Annotated in this window: 21 protein-coding genes; 8 read left to right on the forward strand and 13 right to left on the reverse strand. The window is 44.2% G+C overall.

Annotated elements, in window-relative coordinates; all coding sequences use genetic code 11:
* The 3 genes from ACVBDU_RS13000 to ACVBDU_RS13010 all read left to right on the forward strand — a co-directional run.
* On the forward strand, positions 1-781 hold a 781-nt coding region (locus ACVBDU_RS13000), incomplete at its 5' end, for an IS3 family transposase (RefSeq protein WP_447178419.1).
* A gap of 198 nt (positions 782-979) precedes the next feature.
* The gene (locus ACVBDU_RS13005; RefSeq protein WP_447180168.1) at positions 980-1795 is read left to right on the forward strand and encodes a lysophospholipid acyltransferase family protein; all 816 of its coding nucleotides are present in this window, start codon (positions 980-982) and stop codon (positions 1793-1795) included.
* 100 nt (positions 1796-1895) lie between these two features.
* Positions 1896-4661, forward strand: coding sequence for an alpha/beta hydrolase family protein (locus ACVBDU_RS13010; RefSeq protein ID WP_447180169.1), 2766 nt, complete (start codon positions 1896-1898; stop codon positions 4659-4661).
* Between the two features lie 71 nt (positions 4662-4732).
* Here ACVBDU_RS13010 and ACVBDU_RS13015 read toward each other — a convergent pair whose 3' ends face one another.
* From ACVBDU_RS13015 to ACVBDU_RS13025, 3 genes are all read right to left on the reverse strand, one after another.
* Positions 4733-5344, reverse strand: a complete 612-nt coding sequence (locus ACVBDU_RS13015) for a DUF8845 family protein (RefSeq protein WP_447180170.1) — start codon at positions 5342-5344, stop codon at positions 4733-4735.
* A 4-nt stretch (positions 5345-5348) separates the two neighbouring features.
* Positions 5349-5843: an RNA polymerase sigma factor gene (locus ACVBDU_RS13020; RefSeq protein WP_447180171.1), complete on the reverse strand. Its 495-nt coding sequence runs from the start codon at positions 5841-5843 to the stop codon at positions 5349-5351.
* Between the two features lie 143 nt (positions 5844-5986).
* On the reverse strand, positions 5987-7414 hold the full coding sequence (locus tag ACVBDU_RS13025) for an amidohydrolase (RefSeq protein WP_447180172.1): 1428 nt from the start codon (positions 7412-7414) through the stop codon (positions 5987-5989).
* A 174-nt stretch (positions 7415-7588) separates the two neighbouring features.
* On the opposite strand from ACVBDU_RS13025, the gene ACVBDU_RS13030 reads away from it, so the two are divergent.
* Positions 7589-8884 (forward strand): NAD(P)/FAD-dependent oxidoreductase, encoded by a 1296-nt coding sequence (locus ACVBDU_RS13030; protein ID WP_447180173.1) that lies wholly within the window; start codon positions 7589-7591, stop codon positions 8882-8884.
* Positions 8885-8897: 13 nt separating this feature from the next.
* On the opposite strand, the gene xerD is transcribed toward ACVBDU_RS13030, so the two are convergent.
* Positions 8898-9806, reverse strand: coding sequence for a site-specific tyrosine recombinase XerD (gene xerD / locus ACVBDU_RS13035; RefSeq protein ID WP_447180174.1), 909 nt, complete (start codon positions 9804-9806; stop codon positions 8898-8900).
* Between the two features lie 345 nt (positions 9807-10151).
* On the opposite strand from xerD, the gene ACVBDU_RS13040 reads away from it, so the two are divergent.
* Positions 10152-10700 carry a 2'-5' RNA ligase family protein gene (locus ACVBDU_RS13040; RefSeq protein WP_447180175.1) on the forward strand — a complete coding sequence of 183 codons (549 nt, stop codon included), beginning with the start codon at positions 10152-10154 and terminating at the stop codon, positions 10698-10700.
* Here the strand turns inward: ACVBDU_RS13040 and porT are convergent.
* The 4 genes from porT to ACVBDU_RS13060 form a co-directional block, all read right to left on the reverse strand.
* Positions 10687-11415 (reverse strand): type IX secretion/gliding motility protein PorT/SprT, encoded by a 729-nt coding sequence (gene porT, locus ACVBDU_RS13045; protein ID WP_447180176.1) that lies wholly within the window; start codon positions 11413-11415, stop codon positions 10687-10689. The genes ACVBDU_RS13040 and porT overlap by 14 nt on opposite strands.
* A gap of 41 nt (positions 11416-11456) precedes the next feature.
* Positions 11457-12185 (reverse strand): bifunctional demethylmenaquinone methyltransferase/2-methoxy-6-polyprenyl-1,4-benzoquinol methylase UbiE, encoded by a 729-nt coding sequence (ubiE, locus tag ACVBDU_RS13050; protein WP_447180177.1) that lies wholly within the window; start codon positions 12183-12185, stop codon positions 11457-11459.
* Between the two features lie 210 nt (positions 12186-12395).
* The gene (locus ACVBDU_RS13055) at positions 12396-13583 is read right to left on the reverse strand and encodes a pyridoxal phosphate-dependent aminotransferase (RefSeq protein WP_447180187.1); all 1188 of its coding nucleotides are present in this window, start codon (positions 13581-13583) and stop codon (positions 12396-12398) included.
* Positions 13584-13613: 30 nt separating this feature from the next.
* Complete coding sequence (locus tag ACVBDU_RS13060) at positions 13614-14717, reverse strand: fatty acid desaturase family protein (RefSeq protein WP_447180178.1); 1104 nt, start codon at positions 14715-14717, stop codon at positions 13614-13616.
* 385 nt (positions 14718-15102) lie between these two features.
* Here ACVBDU_RS13060 and rsmG point away from each other — a divergent pair, with 385 nt between their 5' ends.
* Positions 15103-15726 (forward strand): 16S rRNA (guanine(527)-N(7))-methyltransferase RsmG, encoded by a 624-nt coding sequence (gene rsmG, locus ACVBDU_RS13065; protein WP_447180179.1) that lies wholly within the window; start codon positions 15103-15105, stop codon positions 15724-15726.
* A gap of 114 nt (positions 15727-15840) precedes the next feature.
* On the opposite strand, the gene ACVBDU_RS13070 is transcribed toward rsmG, so the two are convergent.
* The 4 genes from ACVBDU_RS13070 to gcvP form a co-directional block, all read right to left on the reverse strand.
* Positions 15841-16695, reverse strand: coding sequence for a glycosyltransferase family 2 protein (locus ACVBDU_RS13070; protein ID WP_447180180.1), 855 nt, complete (start codon positions 16693-16695; stop codon positions 15841-15843).
* 11 nt (positions 16696-16706) lie between these two features.
* Complete coding sequence (locus tag ACVBDU_RS13075) at positions 16707-17240, reverse strand: class I SAM-dependent methyltransferase (protein ID WP_447180181.1); 534 nt, start codon at positions 17238-17240, stop codon at positions 16707-16709.
* A 2-nt stretch (positions 17241-17242) separates the two neighbouring features.
* The gene (locus ACVBDU_RS13080) at positions 17243-18301 is read right to left on the reverse strand and encodes a 3-oxoacyl-ACP synthase III family protein (RefSeq protein ID WP_447180182.1); all 1059 of its coding nucleotides are present in this window, start codon (positions 18299-18301) and stop codon (positions 17243-17245) included.
* A 183-nt stretch (positions 18302-18484) separates the two neighbouring features.
* A complete protein-coding gene (gene gcvP / locus ACVBDU_RS13085; RefSeq protein WP_447180183.1) occupies positions 18485-21337 on the reverse strand; it encodes an aminomethyl-transferring glycine dehydrogenase in 2853 nt (950 codons plus the stop codon).
* Positions 21338-21530: 193 nt separating this feature from the next.
* Between gcvP and ACVBDU_RS13090 the strand changes: the two genes are divergently transcribed.
* Positions 21531-22370: a hypothetical protein gene (locus ACVBDU_RS13090; protein WP_447180184.1), complete on the forward strand. Its 840-nt coding sequence runs from the start codon at positions 21531-21533 to the stop codon at positions 22368-22370.
* A gap of 225 nt (positions 22371-22595) precedes the next feature.
* Positions 22596-22955 (forward strand): rhodanese-like domain-containing protein, encoded by a 360-nt coding sequence (locus ACVBDU_RS13095; RefSeq protein ID WP_447180185.1) that lies wholly within the window; start codon positions 22596-22598, stop codon positions 22953-22955.
* Between the two features lie 61 nt (positions 22956-23016).
* On the opposite strand, the gene ACVBDU_RS13100 is transcribed toward ACVBDU_RS13095, so the two are convergent.
* Complete coding sequence (locus ACVBDU_RS13100; RefSeq protein WP_447180186.1) at positions 23017-25056, reverse strand: M3 family metallopeptidase; 2040 nt, start codon at positions 25054-25056, stop codon at positions 23017-23019.
* Positions 25057-26282 lie beyond the last annotated feature (1226 nt).

The raw sequence follows: 26282 nt of genomic DNA on the forward strand, positions 1-26282 counted from the left end.
CCACCAGGAACAACTCCGGGTTAGGAATAGTGTTCTGGAAGGCGCAAGGGAGCTTCGTAAGGGCCATCCTCGGCTGGGTTGTAGGAAGCTCTATGCGGAGCTCAAGCCTACCGGGATGGGTCGGGACAAGACCGAGGCCTTATTGCTGAGTCATGGCTTTAGGTTAAAGCGCAAGCGCAACCGTTACCGTACCACTTATGGGGGGAAGCATTGGTATCCTAATCGGATCACTGATTTACAACTAACCGGGATCAACCAGCTTTGGGTGAGTGATATTACCTATATCGCTGTATCGGCTAAGAAGCCTTATTACCTGACCTTGATCCTGGATGTGTACAGTAGGAAAATCAAAGGCTGGAGTTTGTCAGCCACCCTGACCGCAGAGGATACTATAGTTGTAGCTTATAGGGAAGCCCTGGCCACGACTGCTAAAACCGAACGGAAACAACTCATATTTCATTCGGATAAAGGCAGCCAATACGTTTATAAGCGATTAGCTGAGTTACATACAGAAAATCAGGTACAGCCTAGCATGGGCGGTAAAGCCTGGGAGAATGCTCATGCAGAATCTTTAAACGGCATATTAAAAAATGAATATATCGATTTTGACCACTCCCATATCAGTTTAAAACAAGGGAGAATATTGATAAAAAAAATCGTAGAAAAGTACAATTATCAACGTCCACATGGTTCACTAAAAAATATGAAACCTGTAGAATTTGAAACCTTTGTTCAGGGGTTAACCCCTGAACAAAAACCGAGATTTAAGATTAATTATTAACCAGAAAAAAGGCAACCATATTCAGGCATGCCCAACTTGTAACCTGTAATTTGAAACCTGTAACCTTGAACTATTTATAATTTTATGATGCGTTTGCCCTGCTGCCTATAGAAAAAGTCAAGATGAGTTTAATAATATAAATGTATATTTTTGTAAGGCCGGCCGTTGTCGTAACCTTTAAAATTTAATGACCAGTACATGGGATTATTCAAAAAAAATCCTTTCGGACATATTCTGTTCCTGAAAAAATGGTTGATCAGGGTATTCGGGGTGCTTACCCACCGCAGGTACCGCGGATTCAATGAACTTCAGATCGAAGGGTCGGAGATCATCAAGGAACTGCCGGATGCCGGTGTGTTGTTCGTATCCAATCACCAGACCTATTTTGCCGATGTAGTGGCTATGTTCCACGTGTTTAACGCAAGTCTTACCCACAGGGTGGATTCCATAAAAAATGTAGGGTATATCTGGAATCCCAAACTCAATATCTACTATGTCGCTGCAAAGGAAACCATGCGTGCGGGGCTTTTTACCAGGATTTTGGCATATGCGGGGGCCATTACCGTAGAACGTACATGGCGGGAAAAAGGAAAGGAAATACAACGGGGCGTAAACCTGCAGGATACGGAGAACATAGGGGAAGCCCTGGAAGACGGCTGGGTAATCACCTTCCCCCAGGGGACTACAAAACCCTGGAAACCCATACGAAAGGGGACAGCGCATATTATTAAACAATACAAACCCATAGTGATCCCGGTAGTTATAGACGGTTTCCGAAGGTCTTTCGACAAAAAGGGAATATGGGTGAAGAAGAAAGGAATATTACAGTCGATGGTTATCAAAGAACCACTGCAGATAGATTACGAAAATGATAGTGTGGAGCAAATTGTGGAACAACTGGAATACGCCATCGAACAGCATCCGTCCTTCCTTAAAGTGATCCCGGAAGAAGCATTGGAAATGGAAGAAGCCCTGAATGAAAAACGTAGGTGGAGTTATAAAGAAGGGGATTAGGGATAGTGTGCGGACGGAATAACAGAAAAAGGAACAAGAAAATACTATGGCCGTAAATCCGGCTGACTAACTCGATTCCGTAAAATAAACACTAACTAACATGAAGCGAAAACTACATGTGTCCGCATTTCTGTTTTTATCGGCAGGAATGCTTTTTGCACAGAAAAAATCTCTTACTACAGACGATTTCGACAGTTGGAGGTCTATTGAAAAACGACAGTTGTCCAATAACGGAAATTATCTCGTATACGAATACAATGCAGGTAACGGAGACGGTGCCCTTGTTATTACCCATACCGGCACCGGGGTGTCCGATACTATTGCCAGGGGGGCAGATGCCCGTATCAGCGGCAACAGTTCTTTTGTGACTTTCCACATAAAACCTCCTATGGCACTCCGTAGAAAAGCGGAAACCGCGAAATGGAAAAAGGATAAACTCCCGGTAGATTCCCTCGGAGTTTATATTCTCAAAACCGGGGAAATACAAAAATACCCGGATGTAAAGAATTTTAGCATCCCGGCGGAAGGAGGGGATTGGCTGGCATATAAAACTGTAGTGACATCCGGAATTCAAAAGGAAAATGATACGGCTACGGCTTCCAAAAAGAAAGAAAAAGATACGCTGGTGGTTGTTCGGAATCCGTTGAAAAAAGACAGTATCGCATTTCGGAATGCCAAATCTTTTACCTGGGCCCGTAAGGCAAATAAATTATTGGTGGGAACTGAACAGAAAGACAGTACGGCTACCAGGGTAGCAGTAGTGTATTTTGATGCGGACACCCAAAGTGCCGATACCTTGTTTCACGATGAAGGTTCGGTGGAGAAAATCACCCTGGGACCTGCGGGAGAAAAACTGGGATTCCTGTATTCACCGGATACCACCAAGATAAAAACATACGGACTTTACACGGGGAATAAGAAAAAGATCTCCGGGGTCGAAATCAAAAATGTCCGCAATATCCCGGACAACTGGGTTCCTTCGCAGAACGGAAATATATTTTTCTCGGAAAACGGTAAAAGAATGTTTTTCGGGACTGCTTTTCGGGAAGACGAGCACCCGAAAGACACCTTGCTTAATAACGAACGGTCTTCCGTGGATATCTGGTCGTGGACGGATAAACGACTGCAACCGCAACAAAAAGCGAACCTGGCAAAAGACAAAAAGAAGAATTACCTCGCAGTATATGATTTTGATTCCGGAGATGCAATACAATTGTCCGATAGTACGCTGGCCGACGTAACAGTCCTGGACCACGGCGATGGAAAATATGTACTGGCCGAAGACGGGGATGCCTACCAGAGAGCCATGTCCTGGACAGGGTTGTGGGTCAAGGACTTTTATACCGTGGATTTGAAAACAGGAGCAAGAAAACTTTTGGTAAAAGAACAAGGCCATATGTGGGTGGGCTCTTCCCAGAAATATGCGGTGTACTACAACCGAAAAGACAGTATTTATTATTCCATAGACCTGGAAAACAATGCCGGGGTGGCGCTTACCAAAGGCATTGATGTCCATTTTTACGATGAAAGACACGACACTCCGAGTGAGCCTCGCCCTTACGGTGTAGCCGGTTGGTCCGAAGGGGATAAAGCAGTTTTCATATACGACCGCTATGATATCTGGAAACTGGACCCGGCAGGAAAGGGCAGGCCCGTAAGAGTGACTAAAAACGGCAGGGAGAACAAAACGATATACAGGTATCTGCAATTAGACCCGAAAGAAAAATTTATAGATACCGGAAGAGAGGTATGGCTGTCCTGTTTTGAAGAAATGACGAAAAAAGCCGGGTATGCCTTTGCGGATATAAGCCGGGAAAAAACTCCTCAAAAGGTTTTGGAAGGAGATTACAGGTTTGGAATTCCCCGAAAAGCCAAAGACGAGGACAAAGTATTTTTTACCAGGGAAAGTTTTACGGATTATCCCGATGTATGGATAACTACGACAGCGTTAGATACCCCGAAAAAACTTACCGAAGCCAATCCGCAGCAAAAAGAATTTAAGTGGGGAAGTGTTTCACTGGTAGAATGGAAAAACTATGATGATGTGCCTTTACAAGGCTTGCTGTACAAGCCTGAGAATATGGAACCCGGGAAAAAGTATCCCGTGGTGGTATATTATTACGAGCTGAATTCGGATACGTATCACAGGCATTATATCCCGGCTCCCAGCAGGTCCACGATAAATAAAACTTTTTATACCAGTAATGATTACCTGGTGTTTGTGCCGGACATCGTGTATAAAGAAGGATACCCCGGGCAGAGCGCTTATGATTGTATTGTAAGCGGGGTGGAAAAACTTATTGCGGACCATCCTTATGTAGACGCTTCTCACATTGCCCTGCAAGGACAGAGTTGGGGAGGTTACCAGACCGCATACCTGATCACCAGGACCAATATGTTCGCCGCTGCTATGGCGGGAGCCCCCGTAAGTAATATGACCAGCGCTTATGGCGGAATTCGCTGGCAGACGGGTATGAGCAGGATGTTCCAGTACGAACATACACAAAGCCGCATAGGCGGAAAACTTTGGGATAAACTGGATCTGTATCTGGAAAATTCTCCCCTGTTCTATGCCAATAAGGTAAATACGCCGTTGTTAATGATGCATAACGATGATGACGGTGCTGTGCCGTGGTACCAGGGAATAGAGTTTTTTGTGGCTTTGCGGAGACTGGATAAACCGGTATGGATGCTCACCTATAACGGAGAACCTCATAACCTCAAAGGCAGTAGCTGGGGTAACCGGAAAGACCTTTCCATACGGATGATGCAGTTTTTCGATCATTATCTCAAAGGTGAAAAAGCGCCGGAATGGATGGAAAAAGGTCGTCCTGCCCTGCAAAAGGAGTATAATAGGGGTTATTAAGTTAATAAGTTATTGGGTTATTAGGTTGGGGCATAGGCTTTAAACCTTGTAATCCAATAGCTCGTCACCAACTAAACCTCCAGTTGCTTTAGTTCCTTGTAATTCCTGTTGAGACGTCTAAGTAAAAAGCCGTAAAGAAGCAGGTAAATACCAAGACATACACCTATGATAAGCACAGTGACGAGCACAGCAAAGAAGATCAGGATAAGGTGATCGCTGAGATGGGAATTCTGCTTGTAAACATCCCATCCCCCATGTCCTTTGACATAAGTCACTATGGAAGTACTTATGGAACTTACGGAAATAACAGCAAGATTAAAAATAATGTAGTGTTTTACTGTTTTTCTCGCTTTCAGAATAGAATCCATAAGCCCTTTTACCGAAGAAGTAGCGGATATTTTCTTGTAATTCATGTAAAACTTGTATACAAAGAAAATGATAACCGGGTAAGTGATATACAGCAAGATATCTATAAAAAGATAATTCATCTCTTCCATATAAGAAGGCGTGTAAAACAGGAATACCAGTCCGAGCGAAAGTTCTGCCATACTTATAATGAATATCCATTTCACATTCGAAGAGGATTTTTTCCAGATCATTTTATAAATGTCTTCATAAGACAACTTCGGAAACGAGGCCTCTTTTTTCTTCCAGTCCTTTTTTAACAGCTCTAACTCATCCATAACTCTACGGGTTCAAAATAGTTCGTAACTTCGACTTTATCCGGTTCATTTTTACCCTGGCATTTACTTCCGTAATACCGAGGGTGTCGGATATTTCCTTGTAGTTCTTGTCTTCCAGGTACAGAAAGATCAAGGCTTTTTCCACATCACTCAATTGTTTTATAGCATCGTACATTAATTTTAGTTGTTGTTCCTCTTCATCATTGTATTCACTTGCCTTCAGGTTAATGAGTATGTTCTCATAACTTTGTGTAGGCAGGTTTTTTTTTGATTTGCGATACAGGGTAATAGCAGTGTTCAGGGCAACCCGGTACATCCAGGTACTGAATTTTGCTTCTCCTCTGAATTTGGGATAGGCTTTCCAGAGTTGTATGGTTATTTCCTGGAACAAATCGTTGTGCTCATCCGGAGTAGAGGTATATAACCTACACACCTTGTGTACAATATTTTGGTTCCTTTCCAGCTCAGTAACGAAACTATGTTCCAGTTCTTTGTCCACTAATTAAAGTTATTTTATGATTAGTAGTACATTTCTAAAGATTGTTACAAAAATATGCGGAATAATAGGTATCCCGGATTCCGGACAAGCACTGTAATGACATGTTTCCGGGAGCCGGGATTTATAACGGATGGTATGGGCCTTTATTTCCTGTAATCCAGCGCCGGTTCCCGCTCTCCCAGCATAGGAATATATTTAAAGTCGGCACCTCTCTTTTCCAGGAATTCTTCTTTGGCCTTTTCGAGTGTCTCCGGGGTGGAAAACAGGTCTACAGCAGTAAGGGTCATGGCCTTTGCCGCGATCATCATTCCCTTTTTACCGATGCTCATCCCTCCGGCGGCAACAGCCTGCCAGCTATGAGCGGGTGTTCCCGGCACCCAGGTTGCGGATCCCATACCCACGGTAGGGACGGTAAAACTGACATCGCCTACATCCGTAGAGCCCTCCGGAGTTCCTGTTTCCTGGTATGGCATTATATTTTTGGCAGCGTCATAATTCACTTTTTCCAACCCCAGGGTTTTGCCTATTTTTTCCGCAAAAGCTTTTTCTTCTTCCGTATAATCAAAACCTCCTACGGATACCAGGTTGTCGTACATTATTTTTTGCAGGGTAAGGTTGGGCAGGAGCTCGTGCGTGCCGCCTATCATTTCATATTCCATAGTGGTGCCTGTCCCCAGAGCGGCACCTTCGGCAGCTTTTACCATACGGTCAAAGATATCTACAACAACATCTCTTGTGGCGTGCCTGGCATAATAGTAAACCTCGGCAAAATCCGGGACCACGTTAGGGGCCTTTCCTCCACTGGTAATAACATAATGTATCCTCGCATCCGAAGGTACGTGCTCCCGCATCATGTTTACCATATAATTCATGGCCTCCACCGCATCGAGGGCGGACCTTCCTTTTTCGGGAGCGGCAGCAGCATGGGCGGAAATACCGTGAAAACGGAATTTGGCCGATTTATTGGCCAGTGCAGCGCCTGCATTGGCGGCATTTACAGAAGAAGGATGCCAGTGGATAACCGCGTCTACATCGTCAAATGCCCCTTCCCTGACCATATAAACTTTGCCGGAGCCTCCTTCCTCTGCGGGACAACCGTAAAAACGGACCGTCCCTTTAACCTTATTGTCTTTTAACCAGTTTTTAACAGCAATAGCGGAAGCTGCCGAAGCCGTACCGAAGAGATGATGCCCGCAGGCGTGCCCCGCTTTTTCGCCCCGGGATTTTTTTTCGGGGACCGCTTCCTGCGATAGCCCGGGTAAAGCGTCATATTCCCCGAGGATACCGATTACCGGTCCGCCATTGTTATATTCGGCAATAAATGCAGTAGGTATTCCTGCAATTCCAGCTTTTACGGAAAAGCCTTCGTCCTTTAAGGCTTTTTGTAGTAGTGCCGAACTTTTTTCCTCTTGATATCCCATTTCGGCATACTCCCAGATAGATTGGGCAATGTCGTCGTAAAATGTACTCTTTTTGTCTAGCTCGGAAAGTAGTTTATCCGTATTTTTTTGAGAGTAACCTAGTGAAACAAGTAATAAAAACGTTAATAGAGTGGTGTTTAATCTTTTCATAGGGTGTGTTTTTGATATAAATTTAATATAAAAAGCAGGATGGCATAGGGAAGTGTAACGCATTTTTTAAAATATGTTGATTTTATAAATTTTTTGGAGGAATAAATTGAACGTGTTCAATAGTAAAAAGGTAGATAAGACTTACCTTTGCACCACAAATCTCAATTCTTTATAATGAATATTCCAAAGACCAGTTCTCCCAGGATCGTAATCATAGGCGGAGGTTTTGCCGGCCTTGAATTGGCAAAACGCTTAGGGAAACAGGACGTCCAGGTGGTCATGCTGGATAAACACAATTACCACACATTTCAACCATTACTATACCAGGTAACCACCGGGGGCCTGGAGCCCGACTCCATAGCCTATCCCATTCGGAAAGTGCTGAAAAACTACCCGAATTCTTATTTCAGACTTGCCCATGTGGAACGTATAGAACCGGAGAAGAAAACCATACATACGGATATAGGATTTATAACTTATGATTACCTGGTTATAGCTACGGGTTCCAGGACCAATTATTTCGGAAATAACAATATAAAGGAAAACGGAATGGCCATGAAGACCATTCCGCAGTCATTGAACCTTCGCAGCCTTATTCTCGAAAATTTTGAACAGGCGTTGCTCACCAATGACCTGGACAAGCGAAATGCCCTTATGAATTTTGTAATAGTGGGGGCCGGGCCTACCGGGGTGGAACTTGCCGGTGCCCTGGCAGAGATCAAGAAGGGAATTTTGCCTAAAGACTACCCTGACCTGGATATACGGCAGATGCAGATAAACGTTATCCAGGGAACAGACAGGGTATTGGATGCCATGAGCCCGAAAGCTTCTAAAAAAGCCGAGGAATTCCTGGAAAAACTTGGGGTTAATATCTGGAAAAGCGCTTTTGTCACGGACTATGACGGCTATACGGTAGCCACCAATACTGGGCTGTCTTTTGAAACGGAAACCCTCATCTGGACCGCAGGTGTGGAAGGAGCAACACTGAAGGGTGTGGATGGGAAGGAATTGATTGCCCGGGGAAATCGTATTAAGGTGAACGAATTCAGCCAGGTACAGGGATATAAAGATGTTTTTGCCATCGGGGATGTGGCTTATATGCCTACCGAAAAATATCCGGAAGGACACCCCATGATGGCCCAGCCCGCAATACAACAGGGAAAATTGCTGGGAAATAACCTGGTTAAATATATACTGGGCAAGCCGATGAAGCCTTTTCGCTATTTCGATAAAGGTTCTATGGCTACCGTAGGTAGAAACAAAGCGGTTGTAGATCTTCCGCGATGGAAATTTCAAGGGGTTTTTGCGTGGTTTGTATGGATATTTGTGCACCTCTTTGCCCTGATAGGCTTTAAAAATAAAATGGTCGTATTTGTCAACTGGTTATATAACTATATCCGTTTTGACCGGGAAGCGAGACTCATTATCCGGCCCTATAAAAAGAAGGGAAGGGAAGCGGCAATTAAGTGATAATTTTTGCGGACTACTCTCTTTCCAGGTTTCTTGGGTGGTATTTGTGAACTACTTCTGCCAGTTGAGACCTGTCTACATGCATATAAACTTCGGTAGTGGTAATACTTTCGTGCCCCAGCATTTGCTGAATGGCCCGGAGATCGGCCCCGTTTTGCAGTAAATGCGTGGCAAAGGAATGCCGGAAGGTATGGGGACTGATATTTTTCCGTAACCCGGTTTTTTCCGCCAGGCGCTTGATGATGGTAAATATCATGGCGCGTGTAAGTTGTTTTCCCCTTCGGTTCAGGAACAAAATATCCTCGTGTCCTTTTTGAGCCTTAATATGCACCCTTATTTCCTTCCTGTATATGTCAATGAGTTTTTGTGTTACCGGAGCTATAGGTACAAAGCGCTGCTTGTCCCCTTTACCGGTGACTTTTATAAAACCTTCTTCAAAGAACAGGTCCGATATTTTTAATGCCGTGAGTTCCGATACCCGGAGACCACAGCTGTATAAGGTCTCCAGCATGGCCCGGTTACGCTCTCCTTCCGGGGTGCTGAGGTCAATGGAACCGATGAGGTTGTCTATATCTTCCTGTGAAAGGGTGTCCGGCAATTTACGGCCTATCTTTGGCGATTCTATGAGTTCCATCGGGTTGTCCTTACGGTAATCTTCGAAGATGAGGTAATTGAAAAAGCCGCGCAATCCGGAAAGTATCCTTGCCTGGGACCGTGCGTTGACTTCTTTGGCTATTTCGTAGACGAATTGCTGAACGATTTCTGCCGTAATGGTAATGGGAGATTGTTTTATATCATGTGTATCCAGGAAGAGGATAAGCTTCTTTACATCAAGCGAATAGTTTTCCAGGGAGTTGGCCGACAGCCCTCTTTCTATACGCAGGTAATGACCGTAATCTTTCAGTGCTTGTTCCCAGTTCACTTTGTAAATATAGCAGTTTTTGGAATATGGGGACATAATAGAGGAAGTATGCGGGGGCGCATTTTTAAATACCAACCCTCTACACACACCCCCAACCCCTCTCAAGAGGGGAGCTGTGACGTTTTTTAAATAGAAGAAGAGTGATTTCCCCCTTGAGGGGGGAGGGGAAAAACTTAACGAAGTAATCAGAAATCGAAAAAAAACTATGGATTTCTAATCTATCCAAAGTAATATAGTTTCAACTCCCAACTCCCCAACTCCAAAACTCCAAAACTCATCAACTTATCATCTACCTTAAGGGAGCAGGAAATAAAAAGGGTGCTAATAAATATGTACTTTTATTCTATGGATCAGAAACTGTATTTCATCGCGATGGTTCCTCCGCCGGATATCCGTGAGCGTGTCAGGGCGTTGAAAGAAGAATTGAAGAACAGGTTTGGGGTTGGGTACGCATTGAAATCCCCGGCGCATATTACCCTGCAAATGCCATTTCGGAGAGACCCGGCCGAAGAACCGGTCATGTCAGATGCTTTGGAAGAGTTCGCCACAGTACAATTATCTTTCCCGGTGGACCTGTCCGGATTTGACAGTTTTCCGCCAAGAGTTATTTTTGTGAAGGTCAAAAACCACGAACCGATAAGGAGACTTTACGAAAGCTTGCGTAACGTGCTGTCGGACAGATTGGAATTTTCGGAGAAGGAAATGTCACATAAATTCCATCCGCATATGACCATTGCTACACGCGACCTCTCCGAAGATTTATACCATCAGGTTTGGCCCGAATATGGGGCACGGAAATTTGAGACTTCTTTTACTGCCCGGGGCATATCCCTGTTAAAGCACAATGGCAGGTTTTGGGATATTTATAAAGAATTCGGCTTTACTCAAAAGTAAGGTTGATAAATATGGCCCGGCTATACATATTGTTAATGTTTCCGGTCCAGGGACTTGCCGGATTGTCGTCAGGTTTCAACTCATCATTAAGAGCAAATACACCGCGAATGGAGGGAGAAAATTTAAAGTAATACAGGTAAAAATCAATCCCGAACCCTACTTCGTAGTAATACGCCTGTTTTTTCATCCGGAATTTGCCCTCGCGGTTATCTTCCCTGCTGCTTTCATTACTTCCCAGGTTCATGGAAGAGGAAAATCCGCCAACTATGTAAGGCTTAATGTTCCCCATGCGTTTGGTGCCCACTTTCAGGAGTAAAGGAACATGGATATAGGTCGATTTTACTTCCCGAAGGCCATCCGGTTCGTTAAAAGTACCATCGTCATTATAAAAACCGGGGAAATAGAGGTCTCTCTGGGTGTAGTACAACCCGGGTTCCAGGCGAAGGTTCATATAATCGTTTATGCGAAGGTCTCCTATGAGTCCCACATTGAAACCTATGGTTTTGTTCACCTGTACGTCCCTGAGATCCTGCCGGGAGTCATATTCGTTGTAATCAAATTTAAAATCGTATTGGTTTACTCCCAGGAAATATCCCCAGTGGAGCGGTTGTTTGTCAAAATTCTCCAGGTTGATTATCGGGTTTTCTTTAAACTGAGAAAAAGCACTATAGCTGGACAGGGTCAGCACCAGGGCACAAAGTAGAGTCTTGTTCATACGGTTAAGGTTTCCGGGTTGTTATGGTATAACATGACTTTTTATTTAGATGCTACATATATGGTAGCTACCCCAAGAGTCTGGGGATGGTGTTTTACCTTTATAAACCCGATTTTTGCCAAAATATTGTTCAGTTTTTCTCCATGAGGGAAAATGGAGGCGGATTCGGACAGGTAAGCGTATGCGGAACGGTCTTTGGAAAATATTTTTCCGATAAGTGGCAGAATGTGTTTGGTGTATAGGTTATAGCCCTGTTTGTAAGGTGTTTTGGTAGGGACGGAGGTCTCTAGTATCACGAAACAACCACCTGGCTTCAGGACCCTTAAAATTTCGGCAAGCCCTTTTTCCAGGGTTTCAAAATTCCTTACGCCGAATGCTACGGTTACGGCGTCAAAAGAATTGTCTTCAAACGGAAGATTTTCGCTGTCACCAAGAACCATTTCAATGGTGTTGTCCAGTTTTTTTTCCGCAACTTTTCTTTTCCCTACTTCCAGCATGCCCGAAGATATATCCAGACCCACGATCTTTTTAGCTCCCGTCTGCGCCAGGTTAATGGCCAGGTCTCCTGTTCCCGTGGCTATATCCAGAACGGTTTCCGGTTGGATATCTGTAACGATCTGCACCACCTTTTTTCGCCATTTTATATCAATACCGAAAGAAATAACCCTGTTCAGCCCGTCGTATTTCCCGGAAATAGTGTCGAACATTTGGGTAACCTGTTCCTTTTTTCCCAGTTTGGAATCTTTGTAGGGAGTAACATTTTCTGACATCAAAAAAATTTTTGGACAAAGATACGATACAAAGTTAGAAGTACGAAGTACGAAATTAGAAGTGATATCCTGAAGTTGGAAAGGATACGAAATAGCAGCGCAATGCTTTGCGCCTGAAATATCATATCGGGTTGCAGGCGGGAAATAAAAAAAGCCACGGACAATGGTTACATCCGTGGCTTTTTTCTATAATAATGTCAGGTCCCGGAATTATGCCAGGGCCTCTTTTATCCTCTTCAGGGCTTCTCTGAGTTCTTCTTCGGAAGCCGCGTAAGATATACGGATGCAGTTCGGGTTTCCGAAAGCTTCTCCTGTTACGGTGGCTACGTTGGCTTCTTCCAGCAGGTAAAGGGAGAAGTCGGAAGCGTTTTCTATCATCTTCCCCTTTAAAGTCTTTCCGAAGAAAGCGGAAATATTAGGGAAAACATAGAAAGCTCCTTCGGGTACGTTGACCTGGAATCCGTCGATCTCGCTAAGAAGTTGTAATACAAGGTCCCGTCTCTTGTGAAATTCATCGATCATGTATTGTATCTTGCTTACCGGCGCTTCCAGGGCGGTAATGGTTGCCCTCTGGGCGATACAGTTGGCGCCACTGGTTATTTGTCCCTGCATTTTGTTGCACGCACGGGCAACCCATGAAGGTGCACCGATATACCCGATACGCCATCCGGTCATGGCGAAGGCTTTGGATACGCCGTTTACGGTAATCGTTCTGTCGTACATACCGTCTATGGTTGCGATGCTCACGTGACCACCGGCAAAATTGATATGCTCGTATATTTCGTCAGATACTACATATATCTGTGGGTGTCTTCTCAAGACTTCGGCCAGGGCTTCTAATTCTTCTTTGCTGTAGACAGAACCACTCGGGTTACAGGGAGAGCTGTACCACAACATTTTGGTTTTCGGTGTAATAGCTGCTTCCAGTTGCTCCGGGGTCATTTTAAAGTCGTTCTCTATGGAAGTAGGAACTTCAACCGGAACACCTTCCGCGATCTTTACGATATCGGAATAACTCACCCAGTAAGGGGCGGGAAGTATTACCTCATCCCCGGGATTGATCATTACCAGTGCTATATTGGCCAGCGATTGTTTTGCCCCGGTAGAAACCACGATCTGATCGGGTTTGTAGGTCAGGTTGTTATCGCGTTTGAATTTGGTAATGATAGCATCTTTAAGATCGGCATAACCGTCTACCGGCGAATAACTGTTATAGTTATCGTTAATGGCCTGTATTGCGGCTTCCTTTATAAAATCGGGAGTGTTGAAGTCGGGTTCTCCCAGGCTCAGTCCGATGATATCCTTTCCTTCCGCTCTGAGTTCCCTGGCTTTAGCTGCCATGGCCAGTGTAGCGGAAGTAGACATGTTCAGGATTCTTTCAGATAGCTTTTGTTCCATAAGTTGTTGTTCCATCTGTCGTATATGTTCTTAATTGTAAATATACACGGGTTTTTTACCCAATGCTTTCAGGTGTTTAAAGTGCGAAATTATAGCTTTTCTGGTAGATTCGTACTCATAATAAGGCAAATTAAATTCCCTGGCGGTCTGTTTAACAATTTTAGCAATATTTGTGTAATGTATATGGCTGATACTGGGAAAAATATGATGTTCAACCTGGTGATTGAGCCCCCCGGTAAACCAGTTTACGATCTTGTTCCTGGTAGAGAAATTGGCAGTGGTAAACAGCTGGTGAATGGCCCAGGTGTTTTTCATGGTGCCCGTTTCGTCCGGCATCAGGGTAGCGGTATCTTCGACAATATGGGCCAGTTGAAATACGATACTCAGAATGAGTCCGGCAGTGTAGTGCATCATAAAGAACCCGATGAGGATCTTCCACCAGGCAATGTCCAGTACCAGCATGGGGAGTACTATCCACAAAGAAATGTAAATGAGTTTGCTGATAATAAGAACACTCCACTGTTTTACCGGGCTTTGGAGTTTGCCATAAGACAGTTTCCGCTTTAAATACCGCCGCATTTGTCGTATATCGGTTGTGACGGCCCAGTTAATGGTAAGCAGCCCATAGAGGAATATGGAATAATAGTGCTGGAACCTGTGAAACCTGCGCCATTTGGCATGTTCGGAAAACCGGATGATCCTGCCGGCATCCAGGTCCTCGTCGTGTCCGTGAATGTTTGTATAGGTATGGTGCAGCACATTGTGCTGTACCCGCCAGTTGTACACATTACCTGCCAGTATATAAATGCTGGCCCCCATAAGGTTGTTTATCCAGGGTTTGGACGAGTAGGAGCCGTGATTGCCATCGTGCATTACGTTCATTCCTACTCCCGCCATGCCAACACCTATGACCACGGTCAGCAATAATTGCAACCATTGATTGATGTCGAGGGTAAGAATGATGAAATAGGGAGTGAGAAAAATGGAGAACATAATAATGGTCTTCAGGTAAAGTTTCCAGTTTCCCGTTCTCTTTATATTGTTTTCCTTAAAATAGGCATTTACCCGTTTGTTCAGTGTCCTGAAAAAATTTTGTGTGTCTTTCCTTGAAAATCTAAGCGTCTCGTTTTCCATTAAAATAATCTGTGCTTAATAGTGTTCTTCAGAGTTGCCTTTTAATAATACTTGTTATTTCCGTGTTTGCCGGTGTTATTATCCTAGAACTCGTTTAAACTTTTTCCATCCCGATAATTATCGGGATCAAAAAAGCCAAAATTTGGAACAAAAATCTCTATTTCCTGCCTGCCGGCCAGGCAGGTTCGCTTCAATCAAAAAAGTTTAAACGAGTTCCTATATAACATTTAAGGCATTCTTCAATTTATAAAAAAGTTATTCTAACTATTAATCCCGGTTAAAAACAACCCGTTACGAATCTCCAAAAATAACTAATTCGTAGAGATGATGTGTATATGGAGGCTACAAATTTTAGTTTTGCTTATTTTTGCCCAAAATACCATCCATGTCCTTCGAAGTAATTCTGAAATATTTTCCCGGGCTCCCGGAAGAACAGGCGTCCCGTTTTGAACAACTGGAATCGTTATATACCGAATGGAATGCCAGGATAAATGTGATCTCCAGGAAAGATATCGGGGAACTGTACATCCGGCACGTACTGCATTCCCTGGGGATAGCAAGGGTACAATCTTTTAATCCCGGGAGCAGGATACTGGATGTAGGAACGGGAGGAGGTTTTCCCGGTATACCGCTGGCCATACTCTTCCCGGATACGGAGTTTTATATGGTGGATACCATCGGCAAAAAAATAAAAGTGGTACAGGCCGTTGCAGAAGCCCTCGGACTGAAAAATGTAAAGGCCGAACATACCCGGGCGGAAAAAGTAAAAGGACAGTTTGATTTCGTGGTAAGCCGTGCCGTAACCAATATGCCCGATTTTGTAAAATGGGTTAACAACAAAACCAACAGGGAACACCGGCACGATCTTAAAAACGGTATTCTGTATCTAAAAGGAGGGGATCTCAGCGAAGAATTAAAACCATTTCCCAAAGCAACCGAATACCTGCTTTCCGATTATTTTGATGAAGACTTTTTTGAGACAAAGAAGGTAGTGCATTTGCCGTTGTAGAGATGGAAGATCTTAGAGGTTGGATATAAGACGGAAAGGGAAGGGCTGTTTTTTTTGGGAAAGAAAGATGAGATCCGGAACCATTGTCAATGATCAAACAATTGTCCGGGCCTGTCAAATTCTCAACTTCTTCCGAATGCCCTGCCATCGGTAATTGCGGATAAATTTTCCTTCTTCTTCCGTAACGAGGAAGGGGATAGCTTGTTTCCCGGCAGCTATATATCCTTGAATATTGTATTTCAAAACTTCCCATTTTTTTTGTTTCCAGGCAGTCTTGGCCGATGCTATAAAAGTGATGAGAAAACCATAACGCATAGTGTACATGGCTTGTCCCTGTAATAGCCTGGCTTTTTTGGTATAAGAACCTCCGGTAGGGCGGAGGTGTTTTATTTCCAGGTTTTCGACGGTACGTATTTTAAAACCGTGATACCGGGCAAGAAGGGCATCGACCGTATCCCATCCGATAGCAGGTTTTAATCCGCCTATTTTTTCAAAACACATTTTGGAATAGGCCTTTACCGGGCCGCGAACATGGCTTTTGTCGGCAATAGTTTCGTAAACCCAGGTGCTGTCCTGCCTGATGTAAATCAAACCGCCGGCGATACCTACGGAATTATCTTCCCGGAATGTACCGGCAATAGTGGCAAAATAATCCGGAGGGAGTACAACATCAGCATCCATTTTAACGATAAAGTCATAATTGTTGTCCAGGGTTTCCAGACCTTTATAAAAGGCACGTATTACCTTACCTCCGGGCACATGTTCTGATAATGCTTCAGTGTTTGTGACCATCTTTGCCCAGGAATGTTTCGCGGTAAATTCGGAAACGATTATTGGAGTATCGTCTGAGGAATTATCGTTTACAACAACGAGTTTTTTAGGTAAAAGTGTCTGTGCCGCAACTGATTGGAGGGTGCGATGTATAAACTCAGCTTCGTTGTGGGCGGGTATAACGACATAGTAGGTCATTGTATAATGGCCTAAGTAATTATTTTCTTCCGCTCTGCATAAACCATATAATACCTTGGGGTAAAATATCGCAATAAAGGGCGAATGCCTATTTTTTTCACCGGGTTGGTCCACTTTTTCCTGGCCTTTATTTCCCACCCGGCTTTTTCGAGGAGCCAGTCGAACTGCCAGTCTTCAAATTCGTGATAATGCCTGTCCCACATATCGGTTTTGCTTTGATAGGCGGAGGCAAACCACAACCGGAGTGGAATAGAGGCCACAAGCTTATCCGCGTCTATCGCTTTCACCACGTTGTAGGGAGCTACAAGGTGTTCAAAAATCTCGAAAGCGGTAACTACATCATATCCGTTTTCGGTTACGCTGTGTACGTCCGTATCCAGGTCTTCGCCTTTGGTGTTGGTTACCCGGAAGCCTTCCTTTTCCATAACCTCGGAAAAGGGGTTGGGAGTACCCAGGTCCAGTATCCGGGCATTGGCGGGAATGTGTTCCCGGAGAAAATCTAATGTTATCTTGTATCTTTTCTTTGGAAAGTTGTTTTCGTACATATTCAGCATTTATACACGACGGCATTGATATTCATACCGGCGCCGACACTTGCAAATATAACAACATCTCCCTTATGTATGGACTGACGTTCGATTTCTCCCTTTTTCACCATATCCAGCAAGGTAGGAATAGTGGCTACGGAGCTGTTTCCCATCTTTTGTATATTCATGGGCATGATGTCTTCGGGAACATTTTTTTCGTAGAGGCGGAAAAAGCGCTTTATAATGGCTTCGTCCATTTTTTCATTTGCCTGGTGGATAAATATTTTCTTGACGTCATCTATAGATACTCCGCTTTTGTCCAGGCAGTCTTTCATGGCCTGGGGGACATGAATACAGGCGAATTCGTATATCTTTCTTCCGCACATTTTTATATAGCGGGTGTCCGGGCAGAGAGTTTTGTTAAAGGAGCTACCGTAATAGAGGTAATAGGCTTCATCGTGGGTGTAGCTTGCGGATTCCCACGCAAGGATACCTTCGTCTTTTTCCGAAGTTTCAATTATCGTGGCCCCGGCACCATCGGAGAATATCATGGAATCCCTGTCGTGTTTATCGATAACTCTGGACAAGGTTTCTGCCCCGATAACCAGGCATTTTTTTGCCATGCCGGCTTTTATAAAGGCCTGGGCCTGTATAAGTCCTTCTACCCAACCGGGACAGCCGAAAAGAAGGTCGTAGGCAACGCATTTCGGGTTTTTTATCTGAAGCGAGTGTTTTACCCTGGAAGCCAGGCAGGGAACCGTGTCGCCCTGTATGGAACCGTGCTTTACATCACCGAAATTATGAGCAACAATGATGTAGTCTAAAGTTTCCGGGTCTATACCTGAATCCTCGATGGCTTTCTCTGCTGCAAAAAAGGCGAGATCGGACGTATTGAGATGTTCTTTGGCATAACGTCTTTCCGTAATACCGGTTATAGCTTTGAACTTGTCTATAATAACCTGGTTGGGAAGATCGAGCCTGACACCATTGACATCAAAGAATTCATGTTCGTGAAAACCTGAATTCAGCTCTACTTCAGAAGGAATATAGCATCCCGTACCAGTGATTTTGATATTCATTGTACGAATAATTTTTTCTAAAGGTATGGAATTGCTTTTTATTTTTATTATGCGTGCATAATAAAAATACGATGTCCAACGGTGATTTTGATTCAGATAAAACTGTCAGATAAAAATAAGAAATAAAAAAGGCTTTCGGAAAAAGTTTCTCGAAAGCCTTGTAAATCAAATGTTTTATAAGTTTTATTCTGCTTCTGCATATGCTTCCATAGGAGCGCAGGTACACATCAGATTACGATCGCCATAGGCATCATCTACGCGTCTTACGGAAGGCCAGAATTTGTTTTCCGGGATATAATCCAGCGGGTAAGCAGCCTCTTTCCTGGTGTATGGAAGGTTCCATTCTTCTGCTGTAAGCATTTCCAGGGTATGAGGGGCATTTTTCAGTACGTTGTTCGCATCCTCTGCCGTAGCTTTGTCTATTTCCGAACGGATGGAGATCATGGCGTCACAAAAGCGGTCGAGTTCTTCCAGATTCTCACTTTCCGTAGGTTCGATCATTAGTGTGCCTGCTACCGGGAAGGATACGGTAGGCGAGTGGAAACCGTAATCCATCAGGCGTTTAGCTATATCGGTTACCTCAATACCGTTTTTCTTGAAAGGCCTGCAATCCACGATCATTTCATGTGCCGCCCTGCCTTTTTCTCCGGTATAGAGCACATCAAAGTGTCCGCTAAACCGGTTTTTTATATAGTTAGCGTTGAGGATAGCATATTTCGTTGCATTCGTCAGGCCGTTAACTCCGAGCATTTTGATGTAGCCATAGGAGATCAGGCATACGAGAGCACTTCCCCATGGAGCAGCCGAAATTGCGGTTATGGCATGGTCACCTCCCGTTTTTATTACAGGGTTGGACGGCAGGAATTTTACCAGGTGTTCTGCCACACATATGGGGCCCACCCCGGGGCCGCCGCCGCCGTGCGGAATGGCAAAGGTCTTATGCAGGTTAAGGTGACATACGTCTGCCCCGATGGTAGCCGGATTGGTAAGACCTACCTGGGCGTTCATATTTGCACCGTCCATGTATACCTGTCCGCCATTGTCGTGTATGATCCTGGTAATCTCTTTTATGGAAGACTCGAATACCCCGTGTGTGGAAGGGTAAGTCACCATTAGGGCAGCCAGGTTGTCTTTGTGTTTCTCTGCTTTTTCGCGCAGGTCATCCACGTCGATATTACCTTTTTCATCGGTTTTGGTCACCACCACCTTCATTCCGGCCATTACTGCCGAAGCCGGATTGGTACCGTGGGCAGAGGCAGGGATAAGACAGATGGTTCTGTTAGTCTCCCGGTTAGCTTCGTGATAAGCACGGATGACCATCAGCCCGGCGAATTCTCCCTGAGCTCCTGAATTCGGTTGCAGGGATGTTCCGGCAAAACCGGTAATAACATTGAGCTGCTGTTCGAGTTCGCGAAGTACTTGCTGGTAACCTTCTACCTGTTCTACGGGAACAAAGGGGTGAATGTTTGCCCACTGTGCCATACTTACGGGTAGCATCTCGGAAGCTGCGTTCAGTTTCATGGTACAGGAACCGAGAGAGATCATGGAGTGGTTAAGAGAAAGGTCTTTTCGCTCCAGCTTCCTCAGGTATCGCATTAACGCGGTTTCGGAATGGTAGGCATTGAACACTTCGTTCTCGAGGAAACCGGATGTTCTTTGCAGTGCTGTCGGAATTGCAGTTGTTTCTTTAAGAGAATCGAGAATAACGGTTTCTTTTTCCGCAGCTTCTGCGAAAACAGCAATGATATCGTTGAGGTCGTCTGTGGAAGTAGCTTCATTTATAGCCACCGAAACCGTATTGTCGTCGATGTACAGGAAGTTGATCTCGTGGCTCTCTGCTACTTTACGTATCCTGGAAGCATTCGTCTTGAATACCAGGGTGTCGAAGTATGAAGAATTGGTTTGTTCGTAACCGAGTTGTTCCAATACGCCGGAAAGCGTAACGGCAGAACGGTGTACTTTACTTCCTATATATTTCAGGCCTTCCGGTCCGTGATAAACGGCATACATCCCGGCCATGACGGCGAGGAGTACCTGTGCGGTACAGATGTTAGAAGTGGCCCTGTCCCGTTTTATATGCTGTTCGCGGGTTTGTAATGCCATCCGGAGTGCACGGTTGTCATTTGCATCTTTGGTAACTCCTATGATCCTTCCCGGAATGTTTCTTTTGTATTCTTCTTTTGTGGCAAAGTAAGCAGCATGAGGGCCTCCGTATCCCATCGGTATCCCGAAACGCTGTGTGGTTCCTACTACTACATCCGCTCCGAATTCACCGGGAGGAGTCAGCATAACCAGGCTCAGGATGTCGGCGGCTACGGCTACTTTAATGTCGTTTTCTTTAGCTTTACTAACAAACTCCCCGTAATTGTAAACCTGTCCGTATTTACCGGGATATTGAAGGATAGCTCCGAAGAAATCCGGAGTGAAATCAAAAGTCGTATGGTCTCCCGTTACCAGCTCCACTCCCAGAGGGACAGCCCTGGTTTTCAGTATGGATAAGGTTTGCGGTAAAATTTCCGTGGAAACGAAAAATTTAACGATATCATTTTTTTTCTGATCTCTGGAACGCAGTTCAAAAAGCATGGCCATTGCTTCGGCCGCAGCGGTACCTTCATCGAGAAGGGAAGCATTGGCAAGCGGCATGCCCGTAAGGTCGCAGATCATGGTCTGGAAATTGAGTAATGCTTCCAGTCTTCCTTGTGCGATTTCTGCCTGGTAAGGTGTATAAGCCGTATACCAGCCCGGGCTTTCCAGCACGTTTCTTTTTATTACGGAAGGAGTAAAGGTTTCATGATACCCCAACCCGATATAGGATTTGAACATTTTGTTCCTGGCGGCCAGTTTCTGGATGTGATAAAGAAACTCGTTTTCACTCAGGGCCCTGGGAAGATCCAGGTTTTCTTTTAATCGTATGTCGTCCGGGATGGTTTCATAGATCAGTTGATCCAGGCTTTCCACTCCTATGACACTCAACATTTTATCAAGGTCGCCCTCTCGCGGCCCTATGTGGCGTACAGCAAAGGAATCTGTTCTCATTCTCTGAAATTAAGTGTATGTGTAAATTAGTTGTGTTTGCGGCGCAAAAATACATATTATATATTACGTTTTAGATGTTCTTGTACACAAAGTTTTTTACAATGTGCCAATGCGTTAATGTACCAATGCGTGAATTATCAAATTGGCTCATTATCGAATTATTTCATTATCGAATTATCTTTATTTTTGTCTGATGAGCTTTTTAACCAGGATATTTAACTTCTATATCGAGGCCAGTATACATGTTGGGCTGGCTGTTTATTCGCTGACGGTTATTACCTTGCTGAATTTCGGGATCCCGTATGATGAGAATGTTTGTTACGTGGTTTTTTACGGGACTATAGTTGGGTATAATTTTATTAAATATGGCAGTGAGGCAAGACGTTTTTATATCGTAAAGACCAGGCATGTGAAGAGCATACAGTATTTCAGTTTTATCTGTTTTGCTTTGTGCGGATATTATCTGTTTCAACTTAACTTTAGGGCTCTTCTTGTCCTCGGAATACTTGTGGTACTTTCCTTTTTCTATGCGGTACCCCTATATGCGTCTTTCCGGAATATCAGGAACTTGCCGGGAATAAAGATTTTTATTGTGGCCCTGGTGTGGAGCGGAACAACGGTTTTAGTGCCTTTGGTAAATAATTACGAAATAGTATATGCCGAAAACGGATGGATGTGGGATGTAAGCCTGGAGTGGCTGCAACGTTTTCTGTTTGTTGTGGTTTTAACCATTCCTTTCGAGATCAGGGACATGGCTGTGGATGATCTTTCGTTGGGAACCATACCGCAAAAAACAGGTGTGCGTAACGCCAAATTAATAGGGGTGACTCTATTGTTTCTGGTTTTGGCGCTGGAATTGCTTAAACAGAACAAGTTGTGGCCGGACGGTTTGTCTTTGCTGGTAATAGCAATACTGGTAGCTATAGCCCTTATTTATTCGAGAGTAAACCAAAATAAATATTATAGTAGTTTCCGGGTAGAAGGCATACCGGTTTTATGGGGGCTGTTATTAGTGTTTTTGAAAGAGTTGTAAATGAACTCATTTAAACTTTCCTTAATTGGCTGCAAAAAGCCCTTTTTGCCCCACAGATTGTCTTTTTCTCGCAACGTAGCGCTGCTATGTTGCTCAAAAAAGCCTGCCTGTAGAACAAAAATTGCTATTTCCTGCCTGCCGGCCAGGCAGGTTCGCTTCAATCAAAAAAGTTTAAACGAGTTCAATAAATTCATTAATTTTATATCGAATTAAATTTTGTATGTCATGAAGTATTTGCTGGTAATCTTTTGTTGTCTTACGGGAATGTTTGTCCGTGGGCAGGTCAAGGAATTGGATATTACAAAAGTAGATGAAAAGGAACTGGCAGGGAAGTTCCTGGTGGATGTGCGCACTCCGGAAGAATATGGGGAGGGACATATTCAAGGGGCATTAAACCTGGATTATTCCGACCCCGATTTTATAGGGCAGTGGAAAGGGATCGATAAGACAACGCCGGTTTATCTGTATTGCAAAACCGGTAAACGAAGCGCCAAAGTTTCTCAGTCGTTGGATTCTCTCGGATTTAAAGAAGTATATAACCTGAAAGGCGGTTATCAGGCCCTGGAAAAAGCTAAGAAAAAATAAAAAAGCGTGGTGTGAATATTTCTTTAGCACCACGCTTTTTGTTTTGTCACAAAGAACCGGTTCAGGAAACTTTTTCCAGTAAACCTGCCCTTCGAAGCAGGGCATCCGGTTTCGGTTCCTGTCCGCGGAAACGTTTGTAAAGGGTCATCGGGTTTTCTGTTCCGCCTTTAGAAAGTACGTTGTTTTTGAACCTGGTGGCCACTTCCTTATTGAAAATTCCTTTTTCCTTAAATAATTCAAAAGCATCCGCATCCAGGACCTCTGCCCATTTATAGCTGTAGTACCCAGAGGAATATCCTCCCTGGAAGATATGGGAAAATGCGGTGCTCATACAGGTTTCGGGAGTTTCCGGATAAAGATTGGTAGCGGCAAAAGCGTTTGCTTCATGTGTTTTTACATCGGTTACGGAGGTAGGGTCCATACCGTGCCAGCTCATATCCAGAAGTCCGAAGCTGAGTTGTCTTAGAGTTTGCATTCCTTCCATAAAGCTCGAAGACTCTTTAATTTTTTTTATGTATTCCATGGGAAGATCTTCCTCTGTTTCGTAGTGCCTGGCAAAGAGTTGTAAAGCTTCTTTTTCGTAACACCAGTTTTCCAGAACCTGGCTGGGGAGTTCTACAAAATCCCAATATACACTGGTACCGCTCAGGGACGGGTATGTGGTATTTGCCAGCATCCCGTGAAGAGCGTGTCCGAACTCATGGAATAGCGTAGTGACCTCGTTAAAAGTAAGCAGTGAGGGTTTTGTTTTTGTCGGTTTGGTGAAGTTGCATACAATGGATATATGCGGACGATCGTTGATCCCGTTTTTAATACATTGTGACTTATACGAAGTCATCCACGCACCGTTCCGTTTTCCCGGCCTGGGGAAAAAGTCGGCATAAAAAAGGGAAACAAATTTGCCATCGTTATCCGTTACCCTGTACGTTTTGACATCTTCATGATATTTGTCTACGTCATCGACTTCTTCGAAGTTGAGGTCATATAGTTTATTGGCTACGGTAAATACGCCGTGGATTACATTTTCCAGCTTAAAATACGGTTTGAGCTTTTCGTCATCGAGATCGAACAATTTTTGTTTAAGCTTTTCCGTATAATAAGCGCCGTCCCATTTTTGTAATTGATCAATACCGTCCTGTTCGCGGGCGAATTCCTGTAATTGTCCGAACTCTTTTTGCGCTGCGGGTTTTGCCTTTTCGAGAAGTTCATTAAGGAAATCATTAACCTTTTCCGGAGTTTCGGCCATTCGTTCTTCCAGGACATAATGGGCGTGTGTCTTATACCCGAGTAGTTTGGCACGTTCGCACCGGAGGCGTGCGATTTTGAGGATAATTTCCCGGTTGTCCAGTTCGTCACCGTGAAATCCTTTGCTTCCGGAAGCGAGCAGCATTTTTTTGCGAAGTTCACGATTGTCCGCATATGTCATGAACGGAATAAAACTAGGATAGTTCAGGTTAAATACCCATCCTTCTTTATCCTTGCTTTCCGCGAGATTCCTGGCAGCTTCCACGGCTCCTTCGGGAAGTCCGGAAATATCCTTTTCATCGGTTAAATGGAGTTCGAACTTATTGGTTTCCGCAAGGACATTTTCTCCGAACTTCAGGCTGAGCGAAGAGAGTTCCTTATCGATTTCCCGCAATTGTCTTTTTTTATCCTCGGCAAGCCCCGCACCGTTTCGTGCAAAACTCTTATATCGTTTTTCCAGCAATGTCTGTTGTTCTGTGTCCAGCCCCAGGGTTTCTCTCCGGAGATAAACCGCTTCGATACGTTTAAAAAGATCCTGGTTGAGCCGTATGTCATTACCGAATTCGGCCAGCAGGGGAGAAACCTTTTGTGCCAGTTTCTGGATTTCATCGTTGGTCTCGGCACTGTTGAGGTTAAAGAACATGCTGGTAATCCTGTCCAGGAATTCTCCGGAATATTCCATAGCCTCTATGGTGTTTTGGAAATCGGGGGCTTCGGGATTTGAAGTTATTTCGTCAATTTCCCTTTTGGCGTTTTCAATTTCATTTTCTATGAGAGACAGGTAATCGCCGGGTTGTATTTTACTGAAAGGGGCAAAGCCGTATGAATTGTTAAATAGTTCTTTGATGTTGTGCATAGATATGTTTTTTCTACATACGAATATAGGATATCCCCGGGAGAAGAAAAAAGTAAAGTGTGGAAAGCTATATGGAAATATAGGGGTGCTATGGGATAAAAAAAAGAAGCTGCCTTTTTACAGACAGCTTCTTGGGATTACTGTGCTTATTAAAATTAACATTTACATGTTAAACTACCCCAAAAATAAACAACAGTAAAAATCTAAACCAACCATGAATCTTAAAACAACTAACTAATCCGAAACTTTATATGGTATAAAGTATGTTCTTCATTTTGTTGATCATCCCGACGGTGTCAAAGAATCACAGGTCAAATATCGGATAAGTTTGGTTTTTCGGGATTTTGAAAATTATCTCATTCGAGTAAATCGATAAAGTGTTCGATTTTGTCGACGAAATACACAAATATGTTCGGTATTATCATATGACTGTGCTCTTGTATGTAACATTATGGTCGGGATTCAGATCAGGAAGACTATAAAAGCAAGCTGAATAATGATTGTCCGGTCTCCTTCTGGCATTCGTTTGGGCTCCGTGTATCGATGCGTGCCACGGTAAAGGAGTAAATCATGAACGCGCCACTAAAGCTATTCATGCTGTGAGCCGGTTTAGCTATTACCCCGGTTCGGGCTTTAGGGAGCAAGCTGAAAAGGTTGGTTGCCGTAGCGGCAATGGCTTTTATCGTCCTTGCCAGGGTAATCCGGAAACGTTTCCGGATTTAGGAACCGTGTAGATTTTTGTTTCCGAACAAGCCGGGATAGGGCCATTTAAGGGATTGCGTTAACACCGAACCGGTTTGGGTTAGCGGCTAAAGCAACCCGGTTAGCGGCGGACTTAATTAAGTTCGCCGCTTTTGTATTTGCGTACGCATTCATAAGCAACCAGGTTAACCGCTAACCCAATTGCTTACGCATTCATTCCCTTTCCCTTTTACGGCTAAAGAGGTTCATGGCACCGTAAACTCATTCCCCTGAGCGGTCAACGTAACCCGGTTTACCGTCAAAGTAATTGGTTATGACATCAGAAGCAACCCGGTTAGCGGTTAACGTAACCCGGTTTACCGTCAAAGCAGTTGGGTATGACATCAAAAGCAACCCGGTTAGCGGTCAACGTAACCCGGTTTGCCGCTGAAGTAGTTGGGTATGACATCGGAAGCAAACCCGTTAGCGGTCAACGTAACCCGGTTTGCCGCTGAAGTAGTTGGGTAGGACATCGGAAGCAACCT

The organism is Sinomicrobium endophyticum (genome assembly GCF_052983315.1).

Coding starts and splice junctions, on each gene's coding strand:
- ACVBDU_RS13070 (WP_447180180.1), bottom strand. CDS start 16,695: ATGACCTACTATGTCGTTATACCCGCCCACAACGAAGCTGAGTTTATA.
- gcvP (WP_447180183.1), bottom strand. CDS start 21,337: ATGAGAACAGATTCCTTTGCTGTACGCCACATAGGGCCGCGAGAGGGC.
- ACVBDU_RS13015 (WP_447180170.1), bottom strand. CDS start 5,344: ATGGATGAGTTAGAGCTGTTAAAAAAGGACTGGAAGAAAAAAGAGGCC.
- ACVBDU_RS13060 (WP_447180178.1), bottom strand. CDS start 14,717: ATGGAAAACGAGACGCTTAGATTTTCAAGGAAAGACACACAAAATTTT.
- ACVBDU_RS13025 (WP_447180172.1), bottom strand. CDS start 7,414: ATGAAAAGATTAAACACCACTCTATTAACGTTTTTATTACTTGTTTCA.
- ubiE (WP_447180177.1), bottom strand. CDS start 12,185: ATGTCAGAAAATGTTACTCCCTACAAAGATTCCAAACTGGGAAAAAAG.
- ACVBDU_RS13005 (WP_447180168.1), top strand. CDS start 980: ATGGGATTATTCAAAAAAAATCCTTTCGGACATATTCTGTTCCTGAAA.
- ACVBDU_RS13075 (WP_447180181.1), bottom strand. CDS start 17,240: ATGTACGAAAACAACTTTCCAAAGAAAAGATACAAGATAACATTAGAT.
- ACVBDU_RS13030 (WP_447180173.1), top strand. CDS start 7,589: ATGAATATTCCAAAGACCAGTTCTCCCAGGATCGTAATCATAGGCGGA.
- ACVBDU_RS13090 (WP_447180184.1), top strand. CDS start 21,531: ATGAGCTTTTTAACCAGGATATTTAACTTCTATATCGAGGCCAGTATA.
- ACVBDU_RS13100 (WP_447180186.1), bottom strand. CDS start 25,056: ATGCACAACATCAAAGAACTATTTAACAATTCATACGGCTTTGCCCCT.
- rsmG (WP_447180179.1), top strand. CDS start 15,103: ATGTCCTTCGAAGTAATTCTGAAATATTTTCCCGGGCTCCCGGAAGAA.
- ACVBDU_RS13095 (WP_447180185.1), top strand. CDS start 22,596: ATGAAGTATTTGCTGGTAATCTTTTGTTGTCTTACGGGAATGTTTGTC.
- porT (WP_447180176.1), bottom strand. CDS start 11,415: ATGAACAAGACTCTACTTTGTGCCCTGGTGCTGACCCTGTCCAGCTAT.
- ACVBDU_RS13040 (WP_447180175.1), top strand. CDS start 10,152: ATGGATCAGAAACTGTATTTCATCGCGATGGTTCCTCCGCCGGATATC.
- ACVBDU_RS13010 (WP_447180169.1), top strand. CDS start 1,896: ATGAAGCGAAAACTACATGTGTCCGCATTTCTGTTTTTATCGGCAGGA.
- ACVBDU_RS13080 (WP_447180182.1), bottom strand. CDS start 18,301: ATGAATATCAAAATCACTGGTACGGGATGCTATATTCCTTCTGAAGTA.
- ACVBDU_RS13055 (WP_447180187.1), bottom strand. CDS start 13,583: ATGGAACAAAAGCTATCTGAAAGAATCCTGAACATGTCTACTTCCGCT.